Source organism: Luteimonas sp. TWI662 (assembly GCF_039673825.1).
Taxonomy (GTDB): Bacteria; Pseudomonadota; Gammaproteobacteria; order Xanthomonadales; family Xanthomonadaceae; genus Luteimonas.
Genome location: NZ_JBDJMI010000014.1, coordinates 1 through 26414 on the forward strand (window position 1 = coordinate 1; position 26414 = coordinate 26414).

The window sequence follows — 26414 nt, forward strand, 5'->3', positions numbered from 1 at the left end:
GCCCGAGGCGATCTCGGTCGAAGCGGTGCCGATCGCGGCCGAGGCGTCCTGGATGCGGGCGACGATCGCGGTGAGCTGGGCGACGGTGGCATTGGCGTCGTCGCGCATGCGAGCGAACACGCCGTGGAAATCGCCGTCCATGCGCGCGGTCAGGTCGCCGGCCGCGATCGACTGCAGCAGGCGCGAGAGCTGGTCGAGATTGCCGTCGGCGGCCTCCATCAGCCGGTTGAGGTCCTCGATCATGCCGCGGAAGTCGTGCTGGAACCGCGCTGCGTCGCCGCGGACCGAGAAGTCGCCACGTGCGGCGGCGCCTGCCAGCGCCTTGACCTCGGCGTTGATCGCGCCGAGGTTGGCCTTCACCGCAGCCATGGTCTCGGTCAGCACGGCCTTCTCGCCCGGATACTGCACCAGGTCCGGCGTCAGGTCGCCGATCGCGTACTGGCGCATGACCGCGATCAAATCCATCTTGGCGTCCACATGGGAGCCGACCAGCGCGTTGGTTTCACGCACCATCAGGCCGTAGTCGCCAGGGAACGCGCGCTCGTCCATGCGATGGCTGATCGCGCCCGCGTCGTGCGCACGGGCCATTCCGCGCTGCGCATCGATGACCGCGCGTAACTGGCCCTGCATCCGCTGCATCGCGGCGAGCAGTTGCCCGACCTCGTCGTGCCGGTCGACGACGATCTGCGTATCGAGCCGGCCGTCCGACACGTCATTGGCGACCTTGACCGCGCTGCCGACCGATCGTGACAGCGTCCGCGAGATCGCGATCGCCATCGCCGCGGCCAGCAGCACGAGAACCGCGATGCCGGCGATCATCGCAAGCAGACTGCTGCGATACACCGCATTGGCCTGGGCGATGTCGTCGGTCAGACGCCGGTCGTTGAACTGGGCCAGCGCGGCCATCGACTCGAACAGGTCGCGGCGCAGCGGCCGCGACTTCGCATCCGACACCGCCTGCGCGGCCGCGCCGTCGCCAGCGGCCAGCGCCTGCTCGATTTCGCGACGGGCCTCGAAGTAGGCCGCCAGTCGTGCGGTCATCTCGCCGTACATCCGACGCTCCTCGTCGGCAAGCGGCAGGCCTTCGTACAGCCCGCGCTGCTCGGCGATGATCTGCTCGATTCCGGCCAGGCGTTGATCGTAGTCGCGCACGGCCTCGAGGTCGTCGAGGCGCCCAAGCTGCGCCAGTTCGTACATCCGGTACTCGCCCAGTTGCGAACGGATCTCGCCCAGGTACTGCACGGCCGGCATGTCATCGAGGCTGACCTTCTGCAGTTCGGCATTGATGCCGCCCAGCCGGCTCAGGGCGAAGGCCCCCAGTCCCGCCGACAACAGCACGATCACAGTGAAAGCGACCGCCAGTTTTCGGGCGATCGACAGGTTGTTCAACCATCTCATTGGAGATCTCCGGATACGACAAAGGACGCGGGCAGGTGTTGGTCATCACCTGGAGCGCGTCCTTCGCGTCACGACTAGCGGCCGGAAACAGAGCGACTTGACGGGCGAAACCACTATTTTCTGCAAGTGCTGCAGGTGTGATTCACGTCGCGGAAATGAATGTGCACATGATGTGAAGTGAGGTGGGGCGGGCGCTGTTCGCGCAGCGGATGTGGGCCGCAGATGCGCTGGCGTCAGGCCGCCTGCGGCAGGCGCAGCGACCGGGCCAGTCCGCCGACATCGACGATCAGCGCGACCCGGCCATCGCCGAGGATCGTGGCACCGGAGATGCCATCGACACGGCGATAGTTGTTTTCCAGGTTCTTGACCACGACCTGCTGCTGGCCGATCAGTTCGTCGACCTCGAGCGCCAGCTTCTGGCCGTCGCCCTCGACCACGACCACCAGCGGATCGACGCCTTGCGGCTGGCCGTAGCGATAGTGCGTGTTGAGCGAGACCAGCGGCAGATACTCGCCGCGCACGCGCAGGACGCGGCCCTCGCCAGCGAGGCTGCGGATGTCCTCGGCCTGCGGCTGCAGCGCTTCGATCACGTAGGTCAGCGGCAGGATCAGGGTCTCCTCGCCGACGGCCACGCTCATGCCGTCGAGGATGGCGAGGGTCAGCGGCAGGCGGATCACCACCCGTGTGCCGTGACCGGTGCGGCTCTCGAGCTGGACCTCGCCGCCGAGCGCCTGGATGTTACGCCGGACCACGTCCATGCCGACGCCGCGCCCCGACAGGTCGGTCACCGCATCGGCAGTCGAGAAGCCGGCCTGGAAGATCAGGTCCCAGACCTGCGCGTCGGTCGGTGACTCGGGCACGGCCAGGCCGCGCTCGGCGGCCTTGGCCAGGATCCGTTCGCGGTCCAGACCGCGGCCGTCGTCGGCGACCTCGATGACGATATGGCCGCCCTGGTGCGAGGCGGCAAGCGTGATCGTGCCGGCCTCGTCCTTACCGGCGGCGCGGCGCGCGTCGGGCAGCTCCAGACCGTGGTCGATCGCGTTGCGAACCAGGTGCACCAGGGGGTCGGCGATCTTCTCGATCAGGCCCTTGTCGAGCTCGGTGCCTTCGCCCAGGGTGCGCAGGCGCACCTGCTTGCCCAGTCGCGTGGACAGGTCGCGCACCAGGCGCGGGAAGCGCCGGAACACCGCATCGACCGGCAGCATGCGCACGCCGATGACCGCTTCCTGCAGGTCGCGGGTGTTGCGTTCGAGCAGGTCGAGCCCGGCGAACAGGCGTTCGCTCAACGCCGGGTCGAGGGCGGCGGACACCTGTTTGAGCATCGCCTGGGTGATCACCAGTTCGCCGACCAGGTTGATCAGGCCGTCGATCTTGTCGGTGCTGACCCGGATCGAGCTCTCGGGCTCGTGGGCGCTCGCGGTCGGGGCAGCCGTGCCGGTGGCGCTCGAACCCGCCGGGGTGGTGGGCGTCGGCTCCGGGCCGGGCGCGGAGGTGGGCGCCACGGGCGTCGCGGCAGCGGCGGCCGCCATCGGGCGGATGTCGAGCGTGCAGTCGTCCTCGACCCAGGCGAACACGTCGTCGACGGCGCTGCGCGGCACCGCGCCGATCAGGCCCAGATCCCAGGCCAGGTACGCCTCGAGCGGATCGAGTTGGCCGAAGCCGGGCAGGCGTTCCATCCGGCAGGCGACGTCGAGCGGCGCCAACTGGTCGAGCTCGCGGATGATGCGCAACGGGTCGTTGCCGCTCATGAACATCGACGGCGCAGGCGTGAACCCGATCTGCCAGCCGGTCGGCGCGGCGGTGGGCTCGACCGCGGGCGTGGCCGATGCGGTGGCCGCGACCGGCGCCGGCGCCGCGGCGCCCGACAGCACGGCCTCGAGTCGGGCCTGCACGGCGACCGCGGCGGCCGGGTCGGCGGGCTGGCCGGTCTCGGCTTCGGCCAGCAGGGCGCGCAGCACATCGACCGAGGCCAGCATCGCGTCGGTCGCCGCGGCATCGACGCTGCGCTTGCCGGCGCGCAGTTCGTCGAGCAGCGTTTCGAGCACGTGGGTGAGGGCGGCGACGGCGTCGAATCCGAACGTCGCGGCGCCGCCCTTGATCGAGTGCGCCGCGCGGAAGATCGAGTTCACCAGCTCCGGGTCCTGGTCGCCCTGCTCGAGTTGCAGCAGCCCGGCTTCCATCGCCTCCAGGCCTTCCCGGCTTTCTTCGAAGAACGTGGCGTGAAAGCGCTGCATGTCCATGTTCATGGGCTGACCTGGATTTCGAGGCGGAAGGCGGGCGTCAGCCCAGGACTTTCTGGACGGTGGCGACGAGCTGGTCGGGGTTGAACGGCTTGACCAGCCAGCCGGTCGCACCGGCGGCCTTGCCTTCGGCCTTCTTGTCGGTGGCCGACTCGGTGGTGAGCATCAGCATCGGCACGAACTTGTAGTCGGGCAGGCCGCGCAGGGCGCGGATCAGGGCGATGCCGTCCATGTTGGGCATGTTGACGTCGGTCACCACGGCGTTGAACCGCTGGCCCTGCGCGCGTCCCAGAGCGACCTGGCCATCTTCGGCTTCTTCGACCGAGAAGCCGGCCGAGGTCAGGGCGAAGGAGACCATCTGGCGCATCGAGGCCGAATCGTCCACTACCAGAATGCGTGCGCTCATGCGGCGTTCTCCACTGTGCTTGCGTTTGAATTGTGACGGGGGGTGCCGGGCAGTCCCAGCGAGTGGCCGATTCCCAGCAGCCGGATGGCGTCGAGCAGCGCGGCGCTGCTGTCGCGCAGTGCGGTGCGCCGGCCCGCGGCGTTGCGGCTGGCGAAGAACGCACACAGCACCTGCAGGCCGGCGGTGTGCACGCGTCGCACTTGGGCGCCGTCCAGCAGCACGTCCTGGTCCTGGGCCAGGTGGGGCTCGAGCCGTGCCTTGAGGGCGGCGCTGGTCTCGATGCCGAGATCCTCGCCCAGGTCCACGGTGGTCATCGCGTCTCCGCAAAGTAAGGGGTTACGACGGGTTAGCGGCAGCGATGGGGCGAGCTTTAGCGTGATGCCTTTTCGCATGCGGTAACCGGAAGCGTCTACTTCGGACGGCCACCGGCCGGCGTGCGGCTTTCCATCCGAAGCGAAGCGTTTCAGGCGCGTCTCGATCGCCGCGCGCGAGGCTCAACGGGTGGTGTAGAGCGGCATCGGCAGAAGTCGGGAGGCGTCGAGCAACAACTTGACCGCGCCGCCGAGCCGCGCAATGCCGCGGATGCGGTGATCGCCGACCGGGGCGAGGCGGGAGGTGTGCGCGCCTTCGATCTGAGCATCGGACACCACGGCCACGTCCTCGACCGTGGACACGCGCAGGCCGAGCGTGTCGCCGTGCTCCTCGAGCACGACGATCCGCGTCGCCGGCGTGTCCTCGACCGCCGCGTCGCCCAGTTGCAGGCCCAGGTCGATCACCGGCACGACCTGGCCGCGCAGGTTCATCAACCCGGCCAGGCACGGCGAGGCGCCGCGCACCGGCAGCAGCGGGGCCGGCAGCACGACCTCGCGGATCTTCAGCAGCTCCAGGCCGTAGACCTGGCCGCCGCAGCGCAGCCGCAGCCAACGGGCCTGGCGCTCGCTGCTGCGTCGTGGCGCTGGGAGGTCGGCGCGGGCCGCTGCGCTCGCGACGCGCGGCGGGGCTGGGGCTGGGGCGGGGGCGGGGGCGGTCGTTGCGGCGGCTGCCGGCTGCGCGCGCGCTGCCGGCGCAGGCACTGCTGGACGTGGCCGCGCTGCGGGGGGCGCCGGTGGGGGCGGCAGTACTGGCGTCTGCGCCGGCGTCGGGCTCGGCGCAGCGGGCACGGGCGCTGCCGCGGAGGCCGCCGGGGCCGGCGCGGCCGACAGCAGCACGCCGAGGTAGTCGTCGACGACCTCGGCGGCGTTCATGCTGCGTGCTCCAGCGCCTGGTCTTCGGCCAGCAGCCAGTCGAGCGCGCGGCCGTAGGCCGAGAATGCGCGGCCCGGCGGATGGCCGTTGACCACCTGCTGGGCGAGTGCGTCGGCGTTGCTGAGCTGGGTGTCGACCGGCACCGCCTCGTCCCAGATCTTGCCCGCGTACTCGTCCTGCAACTGCGCCAGGGTCTCGCGTCCGATGCGGGTGCGGCGGTCGTACATGGTCGGCACCACCGAGACCGGCAGCGGGCGTTGCCGGGAGCGTTCGACCATCTCGGCCGTGCGCACCATGCCGGCCAGGCCGTAGAGCGCCAACGGTTCGCATTGCGTGGGCACGATCACCCGGTCGGCCGCCGCCAGGGCGTTGACCATCAACAGGCCGAGCGTCGGCGGGCAGTCGAGCAGGATCGCATCGTGGCCGCCGGTGTGCCGGGTGATCGCCTGCGACAGCGCCAGGCCCAGGCCCGGCTGGGTCGCGCTGCGGCGTTCGAGCGTTGCCAGCGCGGTCTGCGCGCAGACGTAGTCCAGGCCCTCGGTCGGCGAGGCGCGCATCAGCGAAGCCAGGCTCGAGGGCGGGGTGGCGAACAGGTCGGCCACGCCGGCAGGCGGTGGGTCGGTCGGGATGCCGAACGCGCGGGTGAGCGAGGCATGCGGGTCGAGATCGACCAGCAGCACGCGCAGTCCGCGCGCGACCATCGCGCGGCCGAGGGCCAGGGTGGTCGTGGTCTTGCCGACGCCGCCTTTCTGGTTGGCGATCGCCCAGACGCGCATCAGGTCTCTCCTCGGGGATGGGGGGGCAGGGAATCGGGAGCGTGGTCGGCGGCGACCGCGGGGATGGCATCGATCGCAATCGGCTGCGCGGGCGACGGCCCGCCGATCGGCTGGCCCTGGGTCGACTCCGGCTCGGCCAGCACCATCAGCACCACGCGCCTATTGGCGTTGCGGCCGGCTTCGCTGGCGTTGTCGGCCTTGGGGCGCTGTTCGCCGTAGCCGACCATCACCAGCCGCTCGGGCGCCAGGCCCTCGCGCACGAACAGGTGCACCACGCTGGCCGCGCGTGCGGCCGACAGCTCCCAGTTCGACGGGAACTGCGCGGTGCGGATCGGACGGTCGTCGGTGTAGCCCTCGATCCGGATCGGATTGGGCAGCCCGCGCAGCACCGCGGCCAGCCGCCCGAGCAGGGATTGCGCGCCGAAGTCGAGCGTCGCCGAGCCGCTGGGGAACAGGATGTCGCTGTTGATCTCCACCTCCAGCCAAAGATCCGCGCGGCGCACGGTGATCAGCCGCGCATGCACCATCTCCGACAGTGCGTCCTCGAGCTGCAGCGCGATGCGCGCCAGTTGCTGGCGCGAGGCGGCACGTGCCGCGCGGTCGGCGCCGTCGTCGATGCGGTCGCTGCGCATCTTCGATTCGAGCATCGGCTGCAGTGGTGAATCGAGCACCGGCGAGGCGCTGCCCGGTCCGCGCCGCGCACCGCCGGGAATCGGCACCGGGGCCTTGAGGCTGGCATCGCGGTAGACGTTGTCGCCGACCTGGATCGGGTCGATCGTCCGCGGCGTGCCGCTGAAGGCATTCGCCAGCGAACTGGCCATTACCCGGTACTTGCCCTCGTTGAGCGAGGACACCGCATACATGACCACGAAGAACGCCAGCAGCAGCGTCATCAGGTCGGCGTAGGGGATCGCCCAGGCCTCGTGGTTGGCGTGTTCCTCGTGGTGGACGCGTCGTGCCATCGTCGCCGGCTCAGTGCAAAAAGCCGGCCAGACGGGCCTCGATGTTGCGCGGATTCTCGCCCTGGGCGATCGCGATCAGGCCCTCGATCGCCAGCTCGCGCTCGCCGCTGCGGCGGCCGATCACGCTCTTGAGTTTGGAGGCGACCGGCAGGAAGAACAGGTTGGCCGAGGCTATGCCGTAGATGGTGGCGGTGAAAGCGGCGGCGATGCCGTGGCCGAGCTTGGACGGGTCGGCGAGGTTCTTCATCACCGCGATCAGCCCCAGCACCGCGCCGACGATGCCGAGCGTGGGCGCGTAGATGCCCATGCTCTCGAACACCTTCGCCGCGGCCAGGTCCTGCTGTTCCTCGCCGTGCAGCTCGATCTCGAGCATGTGCCGGATGGCTTCCGGTTCGACGCCGTCCACCAGCATCTGCAGCCCCTTGCGCAGGAACGGGTCGCTCTGCGACTCGACATAGGCCTCCAGGCCCAGCAGCCCCTGCTTGCGCGAGACGTTGCTCCATTCGAGCAGTTGCGCGATCAGCGCGCCGCGGTCGGCGGTGGGTGGACGGATCGTCCAGCGCAGGATCCGCATCGCACGCTTGAACACGCTCGGCGGTGTGTGCAGCAGGATCGAGGCCAGCGTGCCGACGATCACGATCACGAACGCGGCCGGCGACCACAGCGCGCCGAGCCCGGCACCCTTGAGGATGCTGCCGCCCACCAGGGCGGCAAGGGCGAGCACGAGTCCGACGACGCTGAAAAGGTCCATGATCGCGATATCGGCGCCGGCCGCGGCGACTTGAGCGGCGCGCGGGGGGTCAGGGGCCGCGCAGCGCGTCCACGTCGAGGATCAGCGCGAGCCGTCCATCGCCGATCAGCGTCGCACCGGCGTAGCCAGGCAGGCCGCGCAACGCGCGCGGCAGCGGCTTGATGACCACCTCTTCGCGCCCGCGCACTTCGTCGACGACCAGGCCGAAGCGACTGTCGCCCCGCTGCAACACCACGATGGTCAGCAAGGCGGCTTCCAGCGCAGGCCGGTCGAGCCAGTGCCGCAGATCGAGCAGCGAGAGCGTGTGCGAGCGACGGTCGAGTGCGGCGCGGCCATCGAACCAGTTGACCGTGCGCGCCGGTGCATGCAGTACCTCCTGCACACGGGCCAGCGGCAGGGCGTAGGCGTCGCCGGCCGCGTGCACAAGCAGCGTCGGCAGGATCGCCAGCGTCAGCGGCACCCGCAGCGTGAAGCGGCTGCCGCGGCCGAGTTCGGACTGCACCTGGATCTGCCCGCCGAGCTCGCGGATCCGCGACTGCACCACGTCCATGCCGACGCCGCGGCCGGAGATGTCGCTGACCTCGCTGCGGGTCGACAGGCCGGCCAGGAAGATCAGGTGCAGGCATTCCTCGGCGTTGAGGCGCGCGGCCGACTCGGCGTCGATCAGGCCTTTTTCGCGGGCCTTGGCGCGCAGGCGCTCGGGGTCGATGCCGGCGCCGTCGTCCTGGACCTCGATGCCGACGTAATCGCCCTGCTGCTGGGCGATCAGCCGGACCTTGCCGGCGCGCGGCTTGCCGGTCGCCTCGCGCAGCTCGGGCGTCTCCACGCCATGGTCGATCGCGTTGCGGACCAGGTGGATCAGCGGGTCGGCCAGCGCCTCGACGAGGTTGCGGTCGAGCTCGGTGTCGGCGCCGACCAGCTCCAGGTCCACTTCCTTGTCGAGCGCGCGGGCGACATCGCGGGCGACCTTCGGAAACCGCGAGAACACTTTGCCGACCGGTTGCATGCGCGTGCGCATGACCGCGCCCTGCAGGCGTGCGGTGGCGTTGTCGAGGGTGGCGACCGCGCGGTCGAGATCCTCGTCGCGCAGGCGCGCGCGCAAGGTCTTGAGGCGGTTGCGGGCCAGCACCAGTTCGCCGACCAGATCGACGATCGCGTCGAGCCGGCGGGTGTCGACGCGGACGGTCTGCTCGCGTTCGGCGGGTGCCTGCGTGGTGCCCGGCTTGGGCGGCGCCGGTGGCGCGGCGCGCGGCGCAGGCGCGGCGGCAGGGGGCGGCGCCGCCACCGCGGCGGCTGCGGGGGCTGGCGCCGTACCGGGCGCGTGCGCGCCATGCAACTGGTCGAGCAGCGCTTCGAATTCGTCGTCGTCGATGGTGTCGCCGTCCGCGGCCGGTGCGGCGGCGACCGGCGCAGCGCCCGGGGCGGCCTTGCCGTGCAACTGATCGAGCAGCGCTTCGAACTCAGCGTCGTCGATCGGGTCGTTCGGGCCTGGCGCGGGTGCGGACGCCGATGCGCCAGGCGCGGCGCTGCCGTGCAACTGGTCGAGCAGCGCCTCGAACTCGTCGTCGTCGATCATCCCGCTGCCTGCCGTGGCCGGCGCGGCGGCGGCCGGGGCCACGCGGGCGGCCGGGGCGGGCGCCGCGGGTGCGGCGGTGTCGAGCGCGAAACCGGCGATCAGCTCGGGCGGGGCGTGCGGCACGTCGTCGCCGCTCTCGACCGCATCCACCATCGCCTGCAGCCAGTCGAGCGACTGCTGCGCGGCGTCGAAGTGCCGCGGCAGCAGGGTCGCTGCGCCCGAGCGTGCGGCACCCAGCGTTTCCTCCGCGGCATGGCACAGCTCCACCAGCGCGGTCGCACCGAGGAAGCCGGCGCCGCCCTTGAGGGTGTGGAAGGCCCGGAAGACCGCGTTGAGCTGTTCGCGGTCGTCAGGCGTCTGCTCCAGCTCGACCAGTTGCCCGCCCAGATCGACGAGCAGCTCGCGCGCTTCGAGCACGAAATCGGCGGCGATGTCGGGCGAGAACTGCATCGCTCACAGTCCCAGGCGCGAGAGCAGGTCGTCGGCGTCGTCCTGGCCGACGGTGCCGCTGTCGAGCCCAGCGACCGCCGGGCCGGCGGCTCGCAGGCGGTCCTGCTCGCCGTCGGCGGGCGGCAGCCCAAGTGCGCCCAAGCCCTCGTGCACACCGCGCACGATGCCGGCCACGCGCCGGATGATCTGCCCGCCCAGGTCCTGGTGGCTTTGCGCCAATGCCATCTCACGCAGGTTATCGCGCAGCGCGTCGATGGTCGCGGTCTGCGCAGCGTCGAGCGTGCCGGCGCGCAACTGGGCGACGTGCGCGCGGCTGTCGTCGATCAGATCGAGCGTGCGGTGCGTGGCCTGCTCGGTCATCGTCACCACGTGGTCGAGACGAGCGCAGGCATCATCCAGTCCCCCCTGCGCGGGCGCGGCCGGCAGGGTGTCGAGCGCCTGCGCCAGTTCGCGCGCCAACCGCCCCAGGCCGTCGACCAGGGTGCGTGCGCGGGCGGCGGCGAGCGCGTCGACCTGGCGGCGCCAGCCGGCCTCGTCGCCGCGTTCGAGCGCTTCGAGTGCGTCGTGCAGCAGCCCGGCGAGCTGACTGCGGTCGGTGGTCGCCGCGGCGGTCGCGGTCACGCCGCGCTCCCCAGGCGCTCGAAGATCTTGCCCAGCTTCTCCGACAGCGTCTGCGCGGTGAACGGCTTGATGATGTAGCCGTTCACGCCGCTCTGCGCGGCCTCGATGATCTGCTCGCGCTTGGCCTCGGCGGTGACCATCATCACCGGCAATGCGCGGAACTTGGGGTCGGCGCGGATCGTGCGCAGCAATTCGATGCCGGTCATGCCGGGCATGTTCCAGTCGGTGATGACCAGGTCGACCGCATCCTGGCGCAGCACAGCCATCGCGCTGTTGCCGTCCTCGGCTTCGACGGTGTTGTTGAAGCCCAGGTCCGACAACAGGTTCTTGACGATGCGGCGCATCGTCGAGAAGTCGTCGACCACGAGGATACGGATGTTCTTGTTCAAAGCGGGCTCCACGGGTGGGGCATCAGTCGGCGTTGCCGATGCCGGTGTCTGCAAGTTCGAAGGCGGACAGGCGGCCGCGCAGGCGCACCACGGCCTGGCCGTGGATCTGGCACACGCGCGATTCGCTCACGCCCAGCACCGCGCCGATTTCCTTGAGGTTGAGTTCCTGTTCGTAGTACAGCGACAGCACCAGTTGCTCGCGCTCGGGCAACAGTTTGATCGCCGCGGCCAGTTCCCGGCCGAACTCGCTGCGCACCAGTTGCTCCTGCGGCGTCGGTCCGCCGTCGCGGTTGGCCGGCTCGACCTCACCGTGGTCCTCGACGTGCGAGTCCAGGCTCAACACCTGGCCGCGGGCGGCATCTTCGAGCAGGCGTTGGTAGTCGGCGAGCGGCATCTGCAGCTTGGCCGCCACCTCCTGCGCGCTGGCGGCGCGGCCGCTGGCCTGCTCGATCTCGCGGATCGCGGCAGCGGCCTCGCGGGCGCGGCGATGGACCGAGCGGGGCACCCAATCGCCGCGGCGGATCTCGTCGATCATCGCGCCGCGGATGCGGATCGAGGCATAGGTCTCGAACGAGGCGCCCTGTTCGGCGTCGTAGCTGCGCGAAGCCTCGAGCAGCCCGATCATGCCGGCCTGGATCAGATCGTCGATCTCCACGCTGGCGGGCAGCCGGGCGGCGATGTGGTGGGCGATGCGGCGGACCAGTTCGGCGTGCACCACGACCGGGTCCGGTGCGCTGGTGCGCTGGACAGCCTGGTACTGGCGGGCAGCGGCGTTCATGCCGCCGCTCCCTGGCGCAGCAGGCGATCGACGAAGAACTCGACGTGGCCGCGCGGCGCGGTCGGCGCCTGCCAGCGCGCGACGCGACGTGCCATGTCCACCAGCGCCTGCGACGACGGGCTGCCCGGGTAGGCGCGCACCACCGCCTGCTGGCGCTGGACTGCGGCGCGCAGCCATTCGCATTGCGGCACCGCGCCCAGGTAGTTCAGCGAGACGTCGCCGATGAACCGCTCGCACACGCGCACCAGCTTGTCGTACAGCGCGCGGCCTTCCTGCGGGCTGCGCACCATGTTGGCCACGACCTGGACCCGGTCCAGGCCGCGCTCGCGCGCGAGCACCTTGATCAGCGCATAGGCGTCGGTGAGCGAGGCCGGTTCGTCGCAGACCACGACCACCGCATCCTGCGCGGCCTGGCAGAAGGTCAGCACCGAATCGGTAATGCCGGCAGCGGTATCGATCACCAGCACATCGAGCTCGCGCTGCAGGTCATTGAAGACGTTGACCAGCCCGGCGTGCTCGATCGGGCGCAGTTCTGCCATGTGCCGGCGGCCGGAGGCGGCGGGCACGATCAGCACGCCCGCCGGGCCTTCGATGATCGCCTCGTCGAGCGTGCAGCGCCCGGCGACGAGGTCGGCCAGCGTGAAGCGGGGCGACAGACCCAGCAGCACATCGAGATTGGCCAGGCCCAGGTCGGCGTCGAGCAGCATCGTGCGCTGGCCCATGCCGGCCAGTGCAATGGCGAGGTTGGCCGACACGTTGGTCTTGCCCACGCCGCCCTTGCCGCCGGTGACGGCGAGGGTGCGGACGGGCGCAAACGGGGCGGGAGCGGGCAGGTCAGGCGACGGCATGGTGGGGCTTCTGGGCGTCGGGGTCGTGGAGATCGTGCGTGGGGACAATCGGCTTATCGGCATCGCGGCGGAGATCTTCAAGCCGCAATGCGAGATGGGCGGCATTGGCGCGATGCAGATCGTCGGGAATGCGCTGGCCGTCGGCGATCCAGGTCAGCGGCAGGGCGTGGTCGACGGCGACCGACAGCACGCTGCCCAGGCGCCCGGTCTCGTCGAGCTTGGTCAGCACCGCGCCCTGCGGGCGGGCGCCCTCGAAGCGGCGGACGACCTCGTCGAGGTCGGCGAAATGGGTGTTGGCCGGCAGCACCAGCAGGGTGCGGATCTGGCGGGCGGCGCGCAGCCAGTGCAGCTGGCCGGCCAGGGCGCGGTCGCGTTGGCTCAACCCGGCGGTGTCGACCAGCACCAGGCGGTAGTCGCGCAGGCGCTGCAGCAGCTGGACCAGGCCGGTCTCGCTGTCGGCTTCGTGGACCGCGATGCCGAGCTGCCGGCCATAGCTGTGCAGCTGTTCGCGGCCGCCCACCCGCACCGTGTCGGTGGTCACCAGTGCGACATCGCGGGCCTGGTGGCGGGCGACGTAGCGCGCGGCGAGCTTGGCGATGGTCGTGGTCTTGCCGGCGCCGGTCGGGCCGACCAGTGCGATGACGCCAGCCTCCTCCAGCGGGTCGATCGGACAGATCGGCAGGCGCTTGGACAGCAGGGCCAGCATCAGGCCGCGGACGCGGTGGGCCGGGGTGTCGGCCGGCACCTGGAGGGCGATGTCGCGGGTGATGCCGGCATCGAAGCCGTAGTCGTCCATCAGCTCCATGACCTGGCCGCGGGCCGGGGACCCGCGCAGGCGCTCGTCGGTCAGGCGCGCCATCTCGCGCTCGATCATCTGTCGCATCTGCACCAGTTCTTCGCGCATCTGCGCCAGCTCGCCGTCGCTGGCCGGCGCCGGCGGTGCGGGCACGGCGACAAGTGCGGGCGGCGGGGTGCTCGGCATCGCGGTGTGTGCGAGGGGCACGGCCGCCTCCGGCGAGGGCGCGGTCGGCATAACGGGGGGCTGCGACGGAATCCCGTCGTCTTCTGCGTCCACTCTCGTTGCGGGCACTCGACGGCGTCCGAGCAGTTCGGCAAACGACGGAAATCCGGCGCCGGCGTCCGCGACCTCGGCCTGCAAGGCCTCGGCAATCGGCGCGGAGGGTGGGGCGGCAGGGGGCGTGCTGGGCACCGCCTGCGGCGATGCCGCCGCCTCGCTCGGCGCCAGCGCACGCAGCCAGCGTTCGGCGGGCGAGTCGTTCCGGGTCTGGGCCGCCTGCGGTTGCGGCGGCTCGGTCGGCGGCGGAGCCGTCGGTGCCTCGCGCCGCTGCGCCTCATCGAGGGCGCGCTGGACCACACTCTCGTCGTAGTTGCTGGCCGCCACGATCTCCACACCCTCGTCGGTGCGGCGATTGGACAGGATCACGGCGTCGGGTCCGTGCGCGGCCCGCACCATCTGCAAGGCGCTGCGCATGTCGGCGGCGACGAAACGGCGGATGTTCATGGGCGGGGGCCGGAAATGGAGAAGGGGGCATGCGGCCTGGCGCAGGCGAAGGGATCGCTTCGCTCGGGGCGGCCTTGGGGGGCGCTGGGCTGTCGTGTGTGCATCGTGCGTTCTCCGTGGCGGGGCACCGCGTTGACGATGCCCCAGTCCCTACAACCAAGTCCCGCGCTTCAACTGATCGTCCCCAGCAACTTGAGCCGCTTGTCTTCGGGGACTTCGGTGTAGGCCAGCACCGACAGGGTCGGGACGCTGTGCCGGACCAGGCGCGCGAGCGCGGCGCGGACCTGCCCGGGGACCAGCACCACCGCCGGCTCGTTCCTGGCCTCCTGCTGGCCGGCGCAGTCGGCCAGGCTCTGCTGCAGGCGTTCGGCCAGGCCCGGCTCCAGCGCGGCCCCGGTCCCTTGCGCGGAATCCTGCAAGACGCGTTCCAGCGCCGGTGCCAGCGTGTAGACCGGCAACTCGGGCGCCGGGCCGGCGATCTCCTGGACGATGAAGCGGCCCAGCGCGTTGCGGACCGCGGCCGTCAGCTGGCCGGGGTCCTGGGTGTGCGCGGCGTGCTCGACCAGCGCCTCGGCGATGCGGCGCAACTGCCGCACCGGAATGCGCTCGACGAGCAGGTTCTGCAGCACCCGGACCACCACCGCCAGCGGCAGCGCCTTGGGCGTGAGGTCCTCGGCGAGCTTGGGTGCGCTGCGCGCCAGGGTGGCCAGCAACTGCTGGACTTCCTCGTGCCCGAGCAATTCGGGCGCCTGTTCGCGGACCAGATGCGAAAGGTGGGTCGCGACCACGGTCGCTGGATCGACCACGGTGTAGCCCGAGGCCTCGGCCTGGGCGCGCTGGATCGGCAGGATCCACAGCGCGTCGAGCCCGAACGCCGGGTCCTTGCCCGGAATGCCCTCGATCGGTTGCAGCGCGCCGCCCGGGTCGAGCGCCAGCAGGCGGTCGGGATGCACCTCGGCGGTCGCCACCGGCACGCCGTGGACCAGCAGCCGATAGGCGGTGGGCGACAGTTCGAGGTTGTCGCGGATGTGCACCGGCGGAATCAGAAAGCCGATGTCCTGCGTGAGCTTGCGACGCACGGCCTTGATCCGCGCCATCAGTTCGCCGCCCTGGGCCTTGTCGACCAGCGGGATGAGGCGATAACCGACTTCCAGGCCGAGCGGATCGACCGGGCGCAGGTCGTCCCAGCCCAGCTCGGCATTGGCGGCCTGTTCGGGCGCGGGCAGCGCGGCGTCCGGCGCCGCCGCAGCACGCTCGGCCGCCAGGCTGCGCTTGCGCATCGTCCAGGCGCCATAGCCGACCAGCGCAGCCAGGGTCAGGAAAGCGAGGTTGGGCATGCCCGGCACCAACCCGACCACCAGCAGAATGACCGCCGCGATCGCCAGCGCCCGGTACTGGCCGAACACCTGGCCGGTCACCGCGCCGCCCATGTCCTGCGCACGCGAGGCGCGGGTGACCAGCAGCGCGACCGCCGAGGACACCAGCAGCGACGGCAACTGCGATACCAGGCCGTCGCCGATCGACAGCAGGGTGTAGGTCGCCGCCGCATCGCCGAACGGCATGCCGTGCTGGAGCATGCCGATCGCCAGGCCGCCGATGATCGTCACGAACAGAATCAGGATGCCGGCGATCGCATCGCCGCGGATGAACTTGCTGGCGCCGTCCATTGCGCCGTAGAAGTCGGCCTCCTGCCGGACTTCTTCGCGTCGGGCCTTGGCGTCCTCGCGCGTCAGCAGGCCGGCATTGAGGTCGGCGTCGATCGCCATCTGCTTGCCGGGCATCGCATCGAGGATGAAGCGCGCGGTGACTTCCGAAACCCGGCCCGCCCCCTTGGTGATGACCATGAAGTTGATGATCGTCAGGATCGCGAACGCGACGATGCCGACCGCGAAGTTGCCGCCGACGACGAACTCGCCGAACGATTCGATCACGTTGCCGGCCGCCCCCGGGCCGTTCTGGCCGTGCAGCAGGATCACGCGCGTGGAGGCCACGTTCAATGCCAGGCGCAGCATCGTGGTCATCAACAGCACGATCGGGAAGATGCTGAAGTCCAGCGGGCGCTGGACGTAGACGACCGCCAGCAGCACGACCAGCGAGATCGCGATGTTGAAGCTGAAGAGCACGTCGAGCGCGAACGGCGGCAACGGCACCACCACCATCGCCAGCAATGCCAGCACCAGCAGCGGCGCGCCCAGCCCGTGACGCAGCATGTCGAACAGGCGCTTGGGACCGGACTGCATCACCGCGCTCACGGCCGGGCTCCGTCGCCGGACGCGGCCTCATCGACCTCCACCGCCGACAGCTCGGGATAGGGCTGGCCCGGCGTCCAGTTGCGCAGCTGATACACGTAGGACAGCACCTGGGCGACGGCGGCGTAGAGCTTCACGGGGATTTCCTGACCGATCTGCGCCTCCCGATACAAGACCCGTGCCAGCGGCGGCGCGGCGACCAGCGCGATGCGGTGCCGCTCGCCCACGGCGCGGATGCGCAGCGCCATTTCGTCGACGCCCTTGGCGATCACTTTGGGCGCGCGCATCGCCTCGCCCTCGTACTTGAGCGCGACCGCGTAATGCGTGGGATTGACCACGATCACATCGGCGCCAGGCAGGTCTTCCATCATCCGCCGCTGCGACAGCTGCTGCTGCATCTGGCGGATGCGGCCCTTGACCTCCGGTCGGCCCTCGCTTTCCTTCATCTCCTCGCGCAGTTCCTGCCGCGTCATCTTCAGCTTCCGCCGCCAGTTCCATTTCTGGTACGGCGCGTCGAGCAAGGCCAGCAGCAGCAAGGCTGCGGAGGTGGCCATCAGCATCCACAGGGCGAAGCCGAGCCCGGCGCCGGCCGCGGCCTCGAGCGGCTGGTCGAGCATGCTGCGAAGACGATGCAGTCCCGGCCACAGGAACAGCGCGGCCGCGGTGCCGACCAGGGCCACGCGCAACAGCGATTTGAGCAGTTCGGCCGCGCCCTCGGGCCCGTAGATGCGCTTGAGGCCGGCCAACGGGTTGAGCTTCTTCAGGTCGGGGACCAGCCCTTTGGTCGAGGCGTTGAATCCGCCCATCAGCGCCGGCGCGACCAGGCAGGCGAGCAGCAGCACCAGCAGCAGAGGCGCCAGCAGCCACAGAAAGCCGAGCATCAGCTGGCCGGCATGGCCGAACAGCCTCTGCGGCGATTCGAGCATCGCCAGATCAGGCGTCAGTGCCGCGCGCATCCAGTCGAGCGCCCGCGCCGACAGGCCGCCGCCGGTGGCCAGCAGCATGCACACGCCCGCGCCGAACACCGCCACGGTCGACAGTTCGCGCGAGCGTGGGACGTTGCCCTTCTCGCGCGCATCGCGCAATCGTTTTTCGCTTGGCTGTTCGGTCTTTTCCTGACCGTCTTCGTTCTCGGCCATCGTTGCCGGCGTCGCAAGTACCCGACAGGGCGCTGCAAGTCATATGCCGCGCCGGACCGGCCGCCTCAACGCCCCAGCGGCACGCGTCCGGCAGCGTCGAAGGCCATGTCGAAGAGCCGCTGGATCGGCGGCCCGAGTTCTCCGGCCAGCACCGAGATCAGCAGCAGGCCCACGAGCACCGAGATCGGCAGCCCGAGCTGGATCGGATTGAGCGCCGGTGCGGCGCGCGACAGGACGCCGAAGGCGAGATTGACCGCGAGCATCGCGACCATGACCGGCAACGCCAGCGAGACCGCACCGCGCAGCACCAGCGCGAAGAACTCGGGCGCCACGCGCAGTGTGGCGTCCAGCTCGGGCAGCGCGGTACCGACCGGCAGCGCCTCGTAGCTGCGCACCAGCAGCGCGATCAGGGCGAGGTGGCCGTTGGCCGTGAAGAACAGCAGGCCGAAAGCGAGATAGAACCACTGGCTGATGATCCCGGAGTTGACCCCGCGCATCGGGTCGCTCATCTGTGCGAACGACAGGCCGGTGCCCTGGGAGATCAGTTCGCCGGCCAGCGCCCCGGCCTCGAACACCAGCCGCAGCATGAACCCCATCGCCGCGCCGACTGCGAGCTCGCGGCCAATCGACAGCACGGTGGCGGCATCGAAGCCGCTCCAGGCCGGCGGCGCGGGCAGGATCGGCGCCAGCGCCAGGCTCATCGCCAGCGCGACCATGACCCGGATCCGCGCCGGAAGCGCGCGCGTACCGATCATCGGCATCGCCATCAGCAGCGCGCCCACCCGCAGCGCGGTCCACAGCAACGCACCGATCATGCCGAAGGCCGCCTGGCCGTCGATCGCCGTCTGCGTGGCGGCATCCATCAGCGGGGGCCTGGGCGCATCGCCGCGATCACCCAATCAGGTGCGGGATGCTGTGGAACAACGTCGTCGTGTAGTCGACGAGATAGCCGACCAGGAACGCGCCGAGTGCGAACAACGCGGCGGTCAGCGCGACGGCCTTGGCGACGAACGCGATCGTCGGCTCGTTGATCTGGGTGGCGGCCTGCAACACGCCGACCACGACGCCGACGACCAGCACCGTCGCCAGCAGCGGGCCACCAACCCACAGGGCGACTTCGAGGCCACGACGCAACTCGGTGAGGGCGAGTTCGGGGGTCATGGCAGGTTGAAACTCGCCGCCAACGTGCCGACCGTCAGCACCCAGCCGTCGACGAGCACGAACAGCAGGATCTTGAACGGCGCGGAGACCAGCATCGGCGAGAGCATCATCATGCCCATCGACATCAACACGCTGGCCACGACCAGGTCGATGATGATGAAGGGGATGAAGATCAGAAATCCGATCTCGAACGCGGTCTTGAGTTCGCTGGTGACGAACGAGGCGACCAGCACCTGGAACGGTACCGCGTCGGGGCCGGCGTAGGTGCCATGCCCGGCGAGGCCGGCGAAGGTCATCAGGTCGGTCTCGCGCACCTGCGCCAGCATGAAGCCGCGCAGCGGCGCGGTGCCGAGCTCCCAGGCGGTGCGAAAATCGATGCGGCCGTCGAGATAGGGCCCGAAGCCGGCGTTCCATGCCGACTCCCAGACCGGCGTCATCACCAGCGCGGTGAGGAACAGCGCCAAGCCGACGAGCACCTGATTGGACGGCGTCTGCCCGGTGCCCAGTGCCTGGCGCAGCAGTGCGAGCACCACGATGATGCGGGTGAAGGCGGTCAGCACCAGCAGCATCGACGGGATCAGCGTGATCGCCGTCATCAGCAACAGGGTCTGCAGCGGCAGGCTCACCGGCGCATCGCCGATCTGGCCGACGGTCACGTCGGGCAAGGCGGGCAGTTGCGGCGCGAGCGCAGGCGTGGCGAGCGCCAGCACCGGCAGCAGCAGGCCTAGCGCGCCGGCGAAGGTCGCCAACAAGCGGGAAGGGCGGAACATGTCAGGGATCCTTGCGCAGCCGCTGGGCGAGCAGCTGTCTGAAATCGGGAAGCGACTTGAGCGTGGGCATCGCCAGCGGCGGTGCCTCGGCCAGCGGTGCGGGCAGCACATGCAGCGTGCGCACGCCGCCGGCGCCAATGCCCACCAGCAGTTGTTCGCCGCCGACCTGCAGCACCGCTGCGCGCTCCTTGCCGCCGAGCGGAATGCTGGCGACCACCCGCAGGCCGTCGGCCTGGCGCAGGCCGCTGCCGGGCAGGCGCTTGAGCAGCCAGGCCAGGCCGAGGATCAGCCCGAGCACCAGGACCAACGCCACGAAGGCGCCGCCCAGGCCCGGGGCCTGTGGTGCATGGCTGCCGATCGGCATCGGCGTCGGCGGGCCGAGCGTGGCGACCGGCGTCGCGACGGCCGGGGTGACGACCGCAGCTTCGATGGGGGGCGCCGATGCGGTGGGCACGGCATCCGTGCCATGGTCCGCGTCGCTGTCGACATGAGGCTGTGACGCCGTCGCTGCCGTCTGGGGCGAAGCCGACAGGGCCGCGGCCCGACCGGTCGCCGCGGCGGCGGGAAAGGCGCCGGCAACGATCACCGCAGTCTCCGGATCCGCTCGCTGGGGCTGACGACATCGGTCAGGCGCACGCCGAACCGGTCGTTGATCACGACGACTTCGCCATGGGCGATCAGCGTGCCATTGACGTAGACATCGAGCGGCTCGCCGGCACCGCGCTCGAGCTCGACCACCGAACCGCGGTTGAGCTGCAGCAGATTGCGGATCGGCATGCGCGTACGGCCGACTTCCAGCGACAGCGCGACCGGCACGTCGAGGATGACATCGAGGTTGAGATCGGCGGCATCGTCGGCGCGTTCGGAGCGCAGGTCGTCGAAGCGCGCCGGTTCGGCCGCGTGCGCGGCGGGATCCTGGGAGTTCATGCGGGCAGGTCCTGGACGGGGGCGGGGCGGGGCGGCTGGGTGCCGGGTGGTCGTGTCTCGGTGATCTTCACCACGTTGCAACCGCCGGAGGTGCCGAAGCGCCCGGTGAACACCGGGATGTCCTCCACGCAGATCGGCACGTCCTCGGGCAGCTCGATCGGCAGGATGTCGCCGACCTTCAACCGGGTCAGGCGGCGCAGGTCGATCGTGCGCTTGGCCAGGATGCTCGACACCGTGACCTCGGCCGACATCAGCTGCTCGCGCATCGACACGTTCCAGCTTTCGTCGCGGTCGACGCGGTCGCTCTGGATGCCGGCATCGAGCAGTTCGCGGATCGGTTCGAGCATCGAATAAGGCAGCGTGATGTGGATCTCGCCACCGCCGCCTTCGAGTTCGACATGGAAGCGGCTGACGACCACGTACTCGCGCGGGGTGACGATGTTGGCGAAGTGCGGGTTGATCTCCGAGTTGATGTACTCGCACTCCACGTCCAGCACCGGCGCCCAGGCCTCGGCCATGTCGGCGAAGGTCTGGCGCAGCATCAGCTGGATCACCCGCATCTCGGTCGGGGTGAACTCCCGGCCTTCGATGCGGGTGGGGTAACGGCCATCGCCGCCGAAGAAATTGTCGACGACCGCGAACACCAGCTTGGGCTCGAACACGATCAGGCCGGTACCGCGCAGCGGCTTGAACTTGATCAGATTGAGGTTGGTCGGCACGTAGAGCTGGTGCAGGTAGTCGCCGAACTTGATCAGGTCGATACCGCGTACCGACAGGTCGGCCGAACGGCGGATCAGGTTGAACAGGCCGATCCGCCACAGCCGCACGAAGCGTTCGTTGACCATCTCCAGCGTCGGCATGCGCCCGCGGATGATGCGGTCCTGGCTGGCGAAGTCGTAGGTCCGCGCCTCGCCCGGATCGGCTTGCGGCTCGGTGTCCACCGCGCCCGAGTCGACGCCGTGCAGCAGTGCGTCGATCTCGTCTTGCGATAGCAGGTCGTTGGAATTCATGCCGCTCGCCTCACTGGGTCACGAAGCTGGTGAACAGCAGCGCTTCGGCGCGCGGCTTGCCGGTTTCCTCGGTCATCAGCGTCTGCACTTCCGACAGCGCCTGCGCGCGCAGCGCCTCCTTGCCCTGGCGCGTGGCGACAGTGCCGGCGGTCTGCTGGGAGAACAGCATCAGCAGCCGCGCGCGCAGCGCCGGCTCGTGGTGCTGGAGCTGGGCGACATCGAGTGGATCGCGCGTGACCAGTTGCACCTCGACCTGCAGATAGCGCGGTCCTTCGCTCTCGTCGCCGAGGTTGACGACGAACGGCGGCGCCATCGGCAGGTACTGGGCCTGTGCCGGCAGCACGGGCTTGGGCGGCCCGGGATTGTTGCGCAGGTGCAGTGCCGCGGCGCCGCCGGCCGCCGCCAGTGCGAGCAGCAGCAGGCCGCCGAGGATCGACAACAGCAGCTTGCGCCGCTTCTTGGGAGGAGACTTGGATTGCGGGTCGGCAGCGGCGGCCACGGGCGGGTCCGAAAAGGGAATGCCTGTGCTTGGATGCAATCGCCGTGCCGTTCTGGCGACGGTGGGCCGTCACGCTGGGCGGATGTGGCCGGGCCGAGGCACTGTGGACGCAGCGTCGCGCGGCGCGAAACGCGCGCGACGCCCGTCGCGCTGCGACTGGAAGCCGTCGCGGGATCGACGTCGTCGTCTATGCGTAGGCGTCGAGCAGACCGATCCGCCGGGCCGTCGGTGCGGGCGCCGGCCGCGCTTCGGGGCCGGCGTCGTGCTGGGCGGTGGATGTCGCGCGGCCGGACGGCGACGACATTCCGTCGCGTGCGTCCGAGCCGCCGTCGTGGCCCACGCCGGCATGCGCGAGCTGGAAACCGTGTTCGCCGAGCAGATCCCGCAGCCGCGGCAGGCCCTGTTCGAGGGCGTCGCGGGTCTGTGCGTGCGGGCTGATGAAGTCGGCGGCGATGCGGTCGCCGTCGAGCTGCAGGCGCACCTCGACCGGGCCCAGGTCCTGCGGCGTGACGCGAATGCGGGCATGGCCGATCTTCTGGCCCGCCATCCATTCGAGCTGGGCGCCCAGGCGGTCCTCGAAGTCTCCGCGATGGACATCGGGCGTCGGCAGTGGGGCATCGAGCAGCGGCGGCGGCGTACGCACGGCCGGGGCCGGGGCCGGTGCGCCCGGCAGCGCGAATGCGATCGGCGCAGGGGGCTGGCCAGTATCGGGCGCGGGCTCGCTGGCCGGGGGCGTCGCGACGACGGCGACGGTGGCGAGCGTGTCGACGTCGCCGGTGGCGGCATCGGGCGACAGCGCGAGCGCGAGCGCGGGCATGGGCATGCGCGGCGCGGTTGTCGCGGCGGCCGTGGTGATCGCCGCGGCCTGCGGCGCCGTCTGGGCGGTTGTCTCGGCGGGCGGGTGGGCGACCGGCAGCGCGGCGAACCCCGGCAGCCCGACCAGGCCGGCCGGCGGCCACGGCATCGGATCGCCAGGCACCGGCTCGGTCCCGGTCGCGGCGGCCGGATCGTGGTCTTCGGAGGTCGGCGCGGTGTCGGGCGATGCCGCTGCCTCGACCTCGGCGGAGGGGCGGTCGTCGTGCCGCCCTTCCGGCGTGCGCCGCTGCGCGGAGGCGTCGGTGCTGCGTTGCGCCTGCCGCCGTTCGAGGGCCCGGGCGAACCCGTCCTCGCCGTCGGCGGGGCCCGACGCCGCGCCGGTGCTGCGCGCCGCCGCGGACGGCGCGCCCATGCCGGGGGTCGCGGTCGCCGCCAGTGGGGTCATGCGTCCTGGCCCTCGCTCGCGGCCAGGCGCACGCGGCGCGCCCCCAGATCGTCGAGCTCACGCTGTGAGCGGCGCTCGTCGACCTGGCGCTCCTGCGCGCGATAACTGGCCGCCAGTTGCTCGAGTACCTGCTTGTCGCGGCTGGCCAGCAGCAGGCGGCCGCGTTCGAGCTCGACCGTCTGCCGGCTCTGGTCGACGGTGCGGCTCTGCTGCTCGACGGCGTTTTCCAGCCGATCCAGGAAAGCGCGGCGGTTGGCAAGTTGCGCCGGACTGGTCGCGGCGAGCTGGCTGTGGGCGTATTCGTCGGCATAGCGCCGCAACTCGGCCAGGCGGGCCTCGTGCGCGTCAAGCGATGACTGGCGCTGGGCGAGTACGCGCGCCGCGGCGTCTTCGTGGTCCTGGGCGCGGCTGAGCAACGGATCGATGCGTCGGGACTGTTTCATGCAGCGGGTTCCTCGGGTTGCAGCAGGCGTTCGAGCGCCTGTCGGCTGTGTTGCAGGTCGGCAGCGCGGGCGATGTCCTGGCCCAGGAAGGCGACGATGTCCGGCCAGCGCGCCAGCGCTTCGTCGACCGCCGGGTCACCGCCGCGCTGGTAGGCGCCGATGGCGATGAGGTCGCGGTTGGCGTTGTAGGCGCTGACCAGACGCTTGAGCGCGCGGATCCGGTCGCGCCAGTCGACGTCGGCGATCTCGGTGACCACGCGGCTGACCGACGATTCGACGTCGATCGCCGGGTACAGGCCGGCGTCGGCGATCCGGCGCGAGAGCAGGATGTGGCCGTCGAGGATCGCGCGCGCGGCATCGGCGATCGGGTCCTGCGGATCGTCGCCTTCGGTCAGCACGGTGTAGAACGCGGTGATCGAGCCGCGGCCCTTGGCGCCATTGCCGGCGCGCTCGACCAGGGCCGGCAGCTTGGCGAACACCGACGGCGGATAGCCGCGCGTGGTCGGCGGCTCGCCCACCGACAGCCCGATCTCGCGCTGCGCCTGCGCAAAGCGGGTCAGCGAGTCCATCAGCAGCAGCACGTTGAGGCCCTGGTCGCGGAACCACTCGGCGATCGCGGTCGCGCGATAGGCGCCATGCAGACGCGCCAGCGGCGGCCGGTCGGCCGGCGCGGCGACCACGACCGCACGCCGCAGGCCATCCTCGCCCAGGGTGGTCTCGACGAAATCGCGTACCTCACGGCCACGCTCGCCGATCAGGCCCACGACGATCACATCGGCCGAGGTGAAGCGGGTCATCATGCCCAGCAGCGTCGACTTGCCCACGCCCGAGCCGGCGAACAGGCCCACGCGCTGGCCGCGGCCGATCGGCAGCAGCGCGTTGATCGCGCGCACGCCCACGTCCAGCGGCTGGGTGATCGGCTCGCGTGCCAGCGGGTTGATCGACACGCCGGCCATGCCGACGGTGCCCTCGGCACGGATCGGGCCCTTGCCGTCGAGCGGCACGCCGTCGCTGTCGATCACCCGGCCGAGCAGGCCCTCGCCGATCTCCACGCCGCCGCGGCGCTGCAGCGGCACGACGCGGGCGTTGGGCAGCAGGCCGTGCAGTTCGGCGCTGGGCATCAGCGAGGTGCGTTCGCCGGCGAAGCCGACGACCTCGGCCTCGACCCAACCCCCGTCGGCGACCTCGACCCGGCAGGTCGCGCCCATCGGCGCTTCGCAGCCGACCGCCTCGAGCGTCAGCCCGACCGCGCGGCGCAGGATGCCTTCGCGGATCAGCCCGCGTCCGGCCGCAGGGTCCGGCCCGGTGCTGTCCAGGCGCGCGGCCAGGCGCAGGTTGCGGGCGGCCAACCAGTCGGCGGGATCGGCGCGGGGCAGGGGGGCGCTCATCCGCGCGTCCCGGCGCGGCGCAGCACGGTGTCCAGCGCGCCGCGCAGCCGCGCCTCGAGACTGCCATCGATGCGCACGCTGGGCGCATGCACGCGCAAGTCGCCGCGCGCCAGCGCCGGATCGGCGACCAGGCGGGTCTCGTCCGGCAACGCCAGCAACGGCGTCAGCGAGGCGATGTCATCGGGATGCAGGCGCACCTCGACCTCGCGCGCCGCGCCGCCGACCGCATCGACGGCGTCGGCGACCAGTTCGGCCAGCAGTGCCGGCTCGGCCTCGTAGGCGCGGCCCACCAGGCTGCCTGCGATGCGCACGGCCAGTTCGCCCAGCGCGGCGACGACTTCGTTTTCCAGCCGCGCCAGCGGCCGCGAGAAGTTGTCGAGGATGCCCTCGATCTGCGCGGCCAGCCGGCGCATCTCCGCCTGCGCCTGCGCCAGGCCTTCGGCGCGGCCCTGGGCCAGGCCCTCGGCATGGCCTTCGCGCTGGGCGTCGTCGCGGATGCGCTGGATCTCTTCGAGCGAGGGCGGGCGCGGCAGTTCGGCCGGGACCTCGGTGGCCGCGGGGGCAGGGACGAGGGCTGCGTCGAGCGCCGGTGCCAGCCAGCGCACCGCGCCGCTCATACCAGCGCCTCGGCGTTGCCGCCGCCACCGAGCGTCAGCGCGCCCTCATCGGCGAGCCGGCGCACGATCGTCAGGATCTCCTTCTGCGCCGACTCCACGTCCGACAGCCGGACCGGCCCGCGGGCTTCCATATCCTCGATCAGGATCTCGGCCGCGCGTTGCGACATGTTGCGGGTGATCTTCTCGCGCACACGCGGATCGGCGCCGCGCAGCGCGATGCCCAGGCGGTCGCCCGAGACTTCGCGCAGTACGATCTGCAGTTCGCGGTCGTCCAGTTCGATCAGGTCGTCGAACACGAACATCAGGTCCTGGATGCGCTGGCACAGCTGCGGGTCGATCTTGCGGATCGCGCCCAGCAGCCCCTGGTCCTGGCCCGACTCCATGAAGTTGAGGATGTTCGCCGCGACCTTGACCCCGCCGACGGCCGACGACTTGAGGTTCTGGTTGCCGGCGAACTGCCGCTCCATGATCTCGTTGAGTTCGTTGAGCGCATTGGGCGGGATGCCGTCGAGCGTGGCGATGCGCAGCAGCACGTCGGCGCGGGTGCGCTCGGGCATCAGCTTGAGCGCATCGGCCGCCTGGTCGGGGTCGAGGTGCGACATCACGATCGCGATGATCTGCGGATGCTCGTGGCGCACCAGGTCGGCGATCGCGCGCGGGTCCATCCACTTGAGCGTGTCCAGCCCGGTGGTGTTGCGCCCCAGCAGGATGCGGTCGATCAGGCTGCCGGCCTTGTCGGCGCCCAGCGCCTGGACCAGCACCGCGCGGATGTAGTCGTCGGCGCCGACGCCGAGCGAGGTCTGCCGCTCCAGCGCGCCGTGGAAGTCGTCCATCACGCCGGTGACCTGCTCGCGGCTGACCGGCCCCATGGTCGCCATCGCCAGGCCGAGCTTCTGCACTTCCTTGGCGCCCATGTGCTTGAGCACCTCGGCCGCGTCGGCCTCGCCGAGCGAGAGCAGCAGCACCGCGGCGCGCTGCACGCCGGTCAT

28 protein-coding genes are annotated in these 26414 nt (G+C 70.9%); all 28 read right to left on the minus strand.

Annotated features, from left to right (window positions below; genetic code table 11):
• Positions 1–1398: MCP four helix bundle domain-containing protein (locus tag ABE488_RS10850; RefSeq protein WP_346448338.1), on the minus strand; the 1398-nt coding region annotated here is incomplete at its 3' end.
• Positions 1399–1631: 233 nt separating this feature from the next.
• A complete protein-coding gene (locus ABE488_RS10855) occupies positions 1632–3644 on the minus strand; it encodes a chemotaxis protein CheA (RefSeq protein WP_346448339.1) in 2013 nt (670 codons plus the stop codon).
• 34 nt (positions 3645–3678) lie between these two features.
• A complete protein-coding gene (locus ABE488_RS10860; RefSeq protein ID WP_346444845.1) occupies positions 3679–4044 on the minus strand; it encodes a response regulator in 366 nt (121 codons plus the stop codon).
• Entirely contained in the window at positions 4041–4358 is a 318-nt protein-coding gene (locus ABE488_RS10865) for an STAS domain-containing protein (protein ID WP_346444843.1), read from the minus strand. Before ABE488_RS10865 ends, ABE488_RS10860 begins: the two co-directional genes overlap by 4 nt.
• A 180-nt stretch (positions 4359–4538) precedes the next feature.
• Entirely contained in the window at positions 4539–5288 is a 750-nt protein-coding gene (locus ABE488_RS10870) for a chemotaxis protein CheW (RefSeq protein WP_346448341.1), read from the minus strand.
• Positions 5285–6064 carry a ParA family protein gene (locus tag ABE488_RS10875; RefSeq protein WP_346442614.1) on the minus strand — a complete coding sequence of 260 codons (780 nt, stop codon included), beginning with the start codon at positions 6062–6064 and terminating at the stop codon, positions 5285–5287. The genes ABE488_RS10870 and ABE488_RS10875 overlap by 4 nt, the downstream gene beginning before the upstream one ends.
• Positions 6064–7026 (minus strand): flagellar motor protein MotD, encoded by a 963-nt coding sequence (gene motD, locus ABE488_RS10880; protein WP_346448342.1) that lies wholly within the window; start codon positions 7024–7026, stop codon positions 6064–6066. The genes ABE488_RS10875 and motD overlap by 1 nt, the downstream gene beginning before the upstream one ends.
• A 10-nt stretch (positions 7027–7036) precedes the next feature.
• Positions 7037–7777: a flagellar motor protein gene (locus ABE488_RS10885; protein WP_183426873.1), complete on the minus strand. Its 741-nt coding sequence runs from the start codon at positions 7775–7777 to the stop codon at positions 7037–7039.
• A 49-nt stretch (positions 7778–7826) separates the two neighbouring features.
• Positions 7827–9803: a chemotaxis protein CheA gene (locus ABE488_RS10890; protein WP_346448344.1), complete on the minus strand. Its 1977-nt coding sequence runs from the start codon at positions 9801–9803 to the stop codon at positions 7827–7829.
• A gap of 3 nt (positions 9804–9806) precedes the next feature.
• On the minus strand, positions 9807–10424 hold the full coding sequence (locus ABE488_RS10895; RefSeq protein ID WP_346448346.1) for a protein phosphatase CheZ: 618 nt from the start codon (positions 10422–10424) through the stop codon (positions 9807–9809).
• Complete coding sequence (cheY, locus tag ABE488_RS10900) at positions 10421–10813, minus strand: chemotaxis response regulator CheY (protein ID WP_346442606.1); 393 nt, start codon at positions 10811–10813, stop codon at positions 10421–10423. The genes ABE488_RS10895 and cheY overlap by 4 nt, the downstream gene beginning before the upstream one ends.
• A 22-nt stretch (positions 10814–10835) precedes the next feature.
• On the minus strand, positions 10836–11591 hold the full coding sequence (locus tag ABE488_RS10905; RefSeq protein WP_346442604.1) for an RNA polymerase sigma factor FliA: 756 nt from the start codon (positions 11589–11591) through the stop codon (positions 10836–10838).
• Entirely contained in the window at positions 11588–12439 is an 852-nt protein-coding gene (locus ABE488_RS10910; RefSeq protein ID WP_346448347.1) for a MinD/ParA family protein, read from the minus strand. Before ABE488_RS10910 ends, ABE488_RS10905 begins: the two co-directional genes overlap by 4 nt.
• Complete coding sequence (gene flhF, locus ABE488_RS10915) at positions 12426–13961, minus strand: flagellar biosynthesis protein FlhF (RefSeq protein ID WP_346448349.1); 1536 nt, start codon at positions 13959–13961, stop codon at positions 12426–12428. Before flhF ends, ABE488_RS10910 begins: the two co-directional genes overlap by 14 nt.
• 170 nt (positions 13962–14131) lie before the next feature.
• Positions 14132–16201 (minus strand): flagellar biosynthesis protein FlhA, encoded by a 2070-nt coding sequence (gene flhA, locus ABE488_RS10920; RefSeq protein ID WP_346442627.1) that lies wholly within the window; start codon positions 16199–16201, stop codon positions 14132–14134.
• A gap of 8 nt (positions 16202–16209) precedes the next feature.
• Entirely contained in the window at positions 16210–17349 is a 1140-nt protein-coding gene (gene flhB, locus ABE488_RS10925) for a flagellar biosynthesis protein FlhB (protein WP_346448350.1), read from the minus strand.
• 65 nt (positions 17350–17414) lie between these two features.
• Positions 17415–18212 (minus strand): flagellar biosynthetic protein FliR, encoded by a 798-nt coding sequence (gene fliR / locus ABE488_RS10930; RefSeq protein ID WP_346448352.1) that lies wholly within the window; start codon positions 18210–18212, stop codon positions 17415–17417.
• 28 nt (positions 18213–18240) lie between these two features.
• On the minus strand, positions 18241–18510 hold the full coding sequence (locus ABE488_RS10935) for a flagellar biosynthetic protein FliQ (protein ID WP_346442595.1): 270 nt from the start codon (positions 18508–18510) through the stop codon (positions 18241–18243).
• Complete coding sequence (gene fliP, locus ABE488_RS10940; protein WP_346448354.1) at positions 18507–19280, minus strand: flagellar type III secretion system pore protein FliP; 774 nt, start codon at positions 19278–19280, stop codon at positions 18507–18509. Before fliP ends, ABE488_RS10935 begins: the two co-directional genes overlap by 4 nt.
• Position 19281: 1 nt before the next feature.
• Entirely contained in the window at positions 19282–19644 is a 363-nt protein-coding gene (gene fliO / locus ABE488_RS10945) for a flagellar biosynthetic protein FliO (RefSeq protein ID WP_183427101.1), read from the minus strand.
• 218 nt (positions 19645–19862) lie between these two features.
• On the minus strand, positions 19863–20207 hold the full coding sequence (gene fliN / locus ABE488_RS10950) for a flagellar motor switch protein FliN (protein WP_346442592.1): 345 nt from the start codon (positions 20205–20207) through the stop codon (positions 19863–19865).
• A complete protein-coding gene (fliM, locus tag ABE488_RS10955) occupies positions 20204–21217 on the minus strand; it encodes a flagellar motor switch protein FliM (RefSeq protein WP_346442590.1) in 1014 nt (337 codons plus the stop codon). Before fliM ends, fliN begins: the two co-directional genes overlap by 4 nt.
• Before the next feature lie 10 nt (positions 21218–21227).
• The gene (locus tag ABE488_RS10960) at positions 21228–21716 is read right to left on the minus strand and encodes a flagellar basal body-associated FliL family protein (protein WP_346448356.1); all 489 of its coding nucleotides are present in this window, start codon (positions 21714–21716) and stop codon (positions 21228–21230) included.
• Between the two features lie 187 nt (positions 21717–21903).
• Positions 21904–22977: a flagellar hook-length control protein FliK gene (locus ABE488_RS10965; RefSeq protein WP_346448358.1), complete on the minus strand. Its 1074-nt coding sequence runs from the start codon at positions 22975–22977 to the stop codon at positions 21904–21906.
• Positions 22974–23420: a flagellar export protein FliJ gene (gene fliJ, locus ABE488_RS10970; RefSeq protein ID WP_346442584.1), complete on the minus strand. Its 447-nt coding sequence runs from the start codon at positions 23418–23420 to the stop codon at positions 22974–22976. The genes ABE488_RS10965 and fliJ overlap by 4 nt, the downstream gene beginning before the upstream one ends.
• Complete coding sequence (gene fliI, locus ABE488_RS10975) at positions 23417–24808, minus strand: flagellar protein export ATPase FliI (protein WP_346442582.1); 1392 nt, start codon at positions 24806–24808, stop codon at positions 23417–23419. The genes fliJ and fliI overlap by 4 nt, the downstream gene beginning before the upstream one ends.
• Positions 24805–25425, minus strand: coding sequence for a FliH/SctL family protein (locus ABE488_RS10980; RefSeq protein ID WP_346448359.1), 621 nt, complete (start codon positions 25423–25425; stop codon positions 24805–24807). Before ABE488_RS10980 ends, fliI begins: the two co-directional genes overlap by 4 nt.
• Positions 25422–26414: a flagellar motor switch protein FliG gene (gene fliG, locus ABE488_RS10985; protein WP_183427103.1), complete on the minus strand. Its 993-nt coding sequence runs from the start codon at positions 26412–26414 to the stop codon at positions 25422–25424. Before fliG ends, ABE488_RS10980 begins: the two co-directional genes overlap by 4 nt.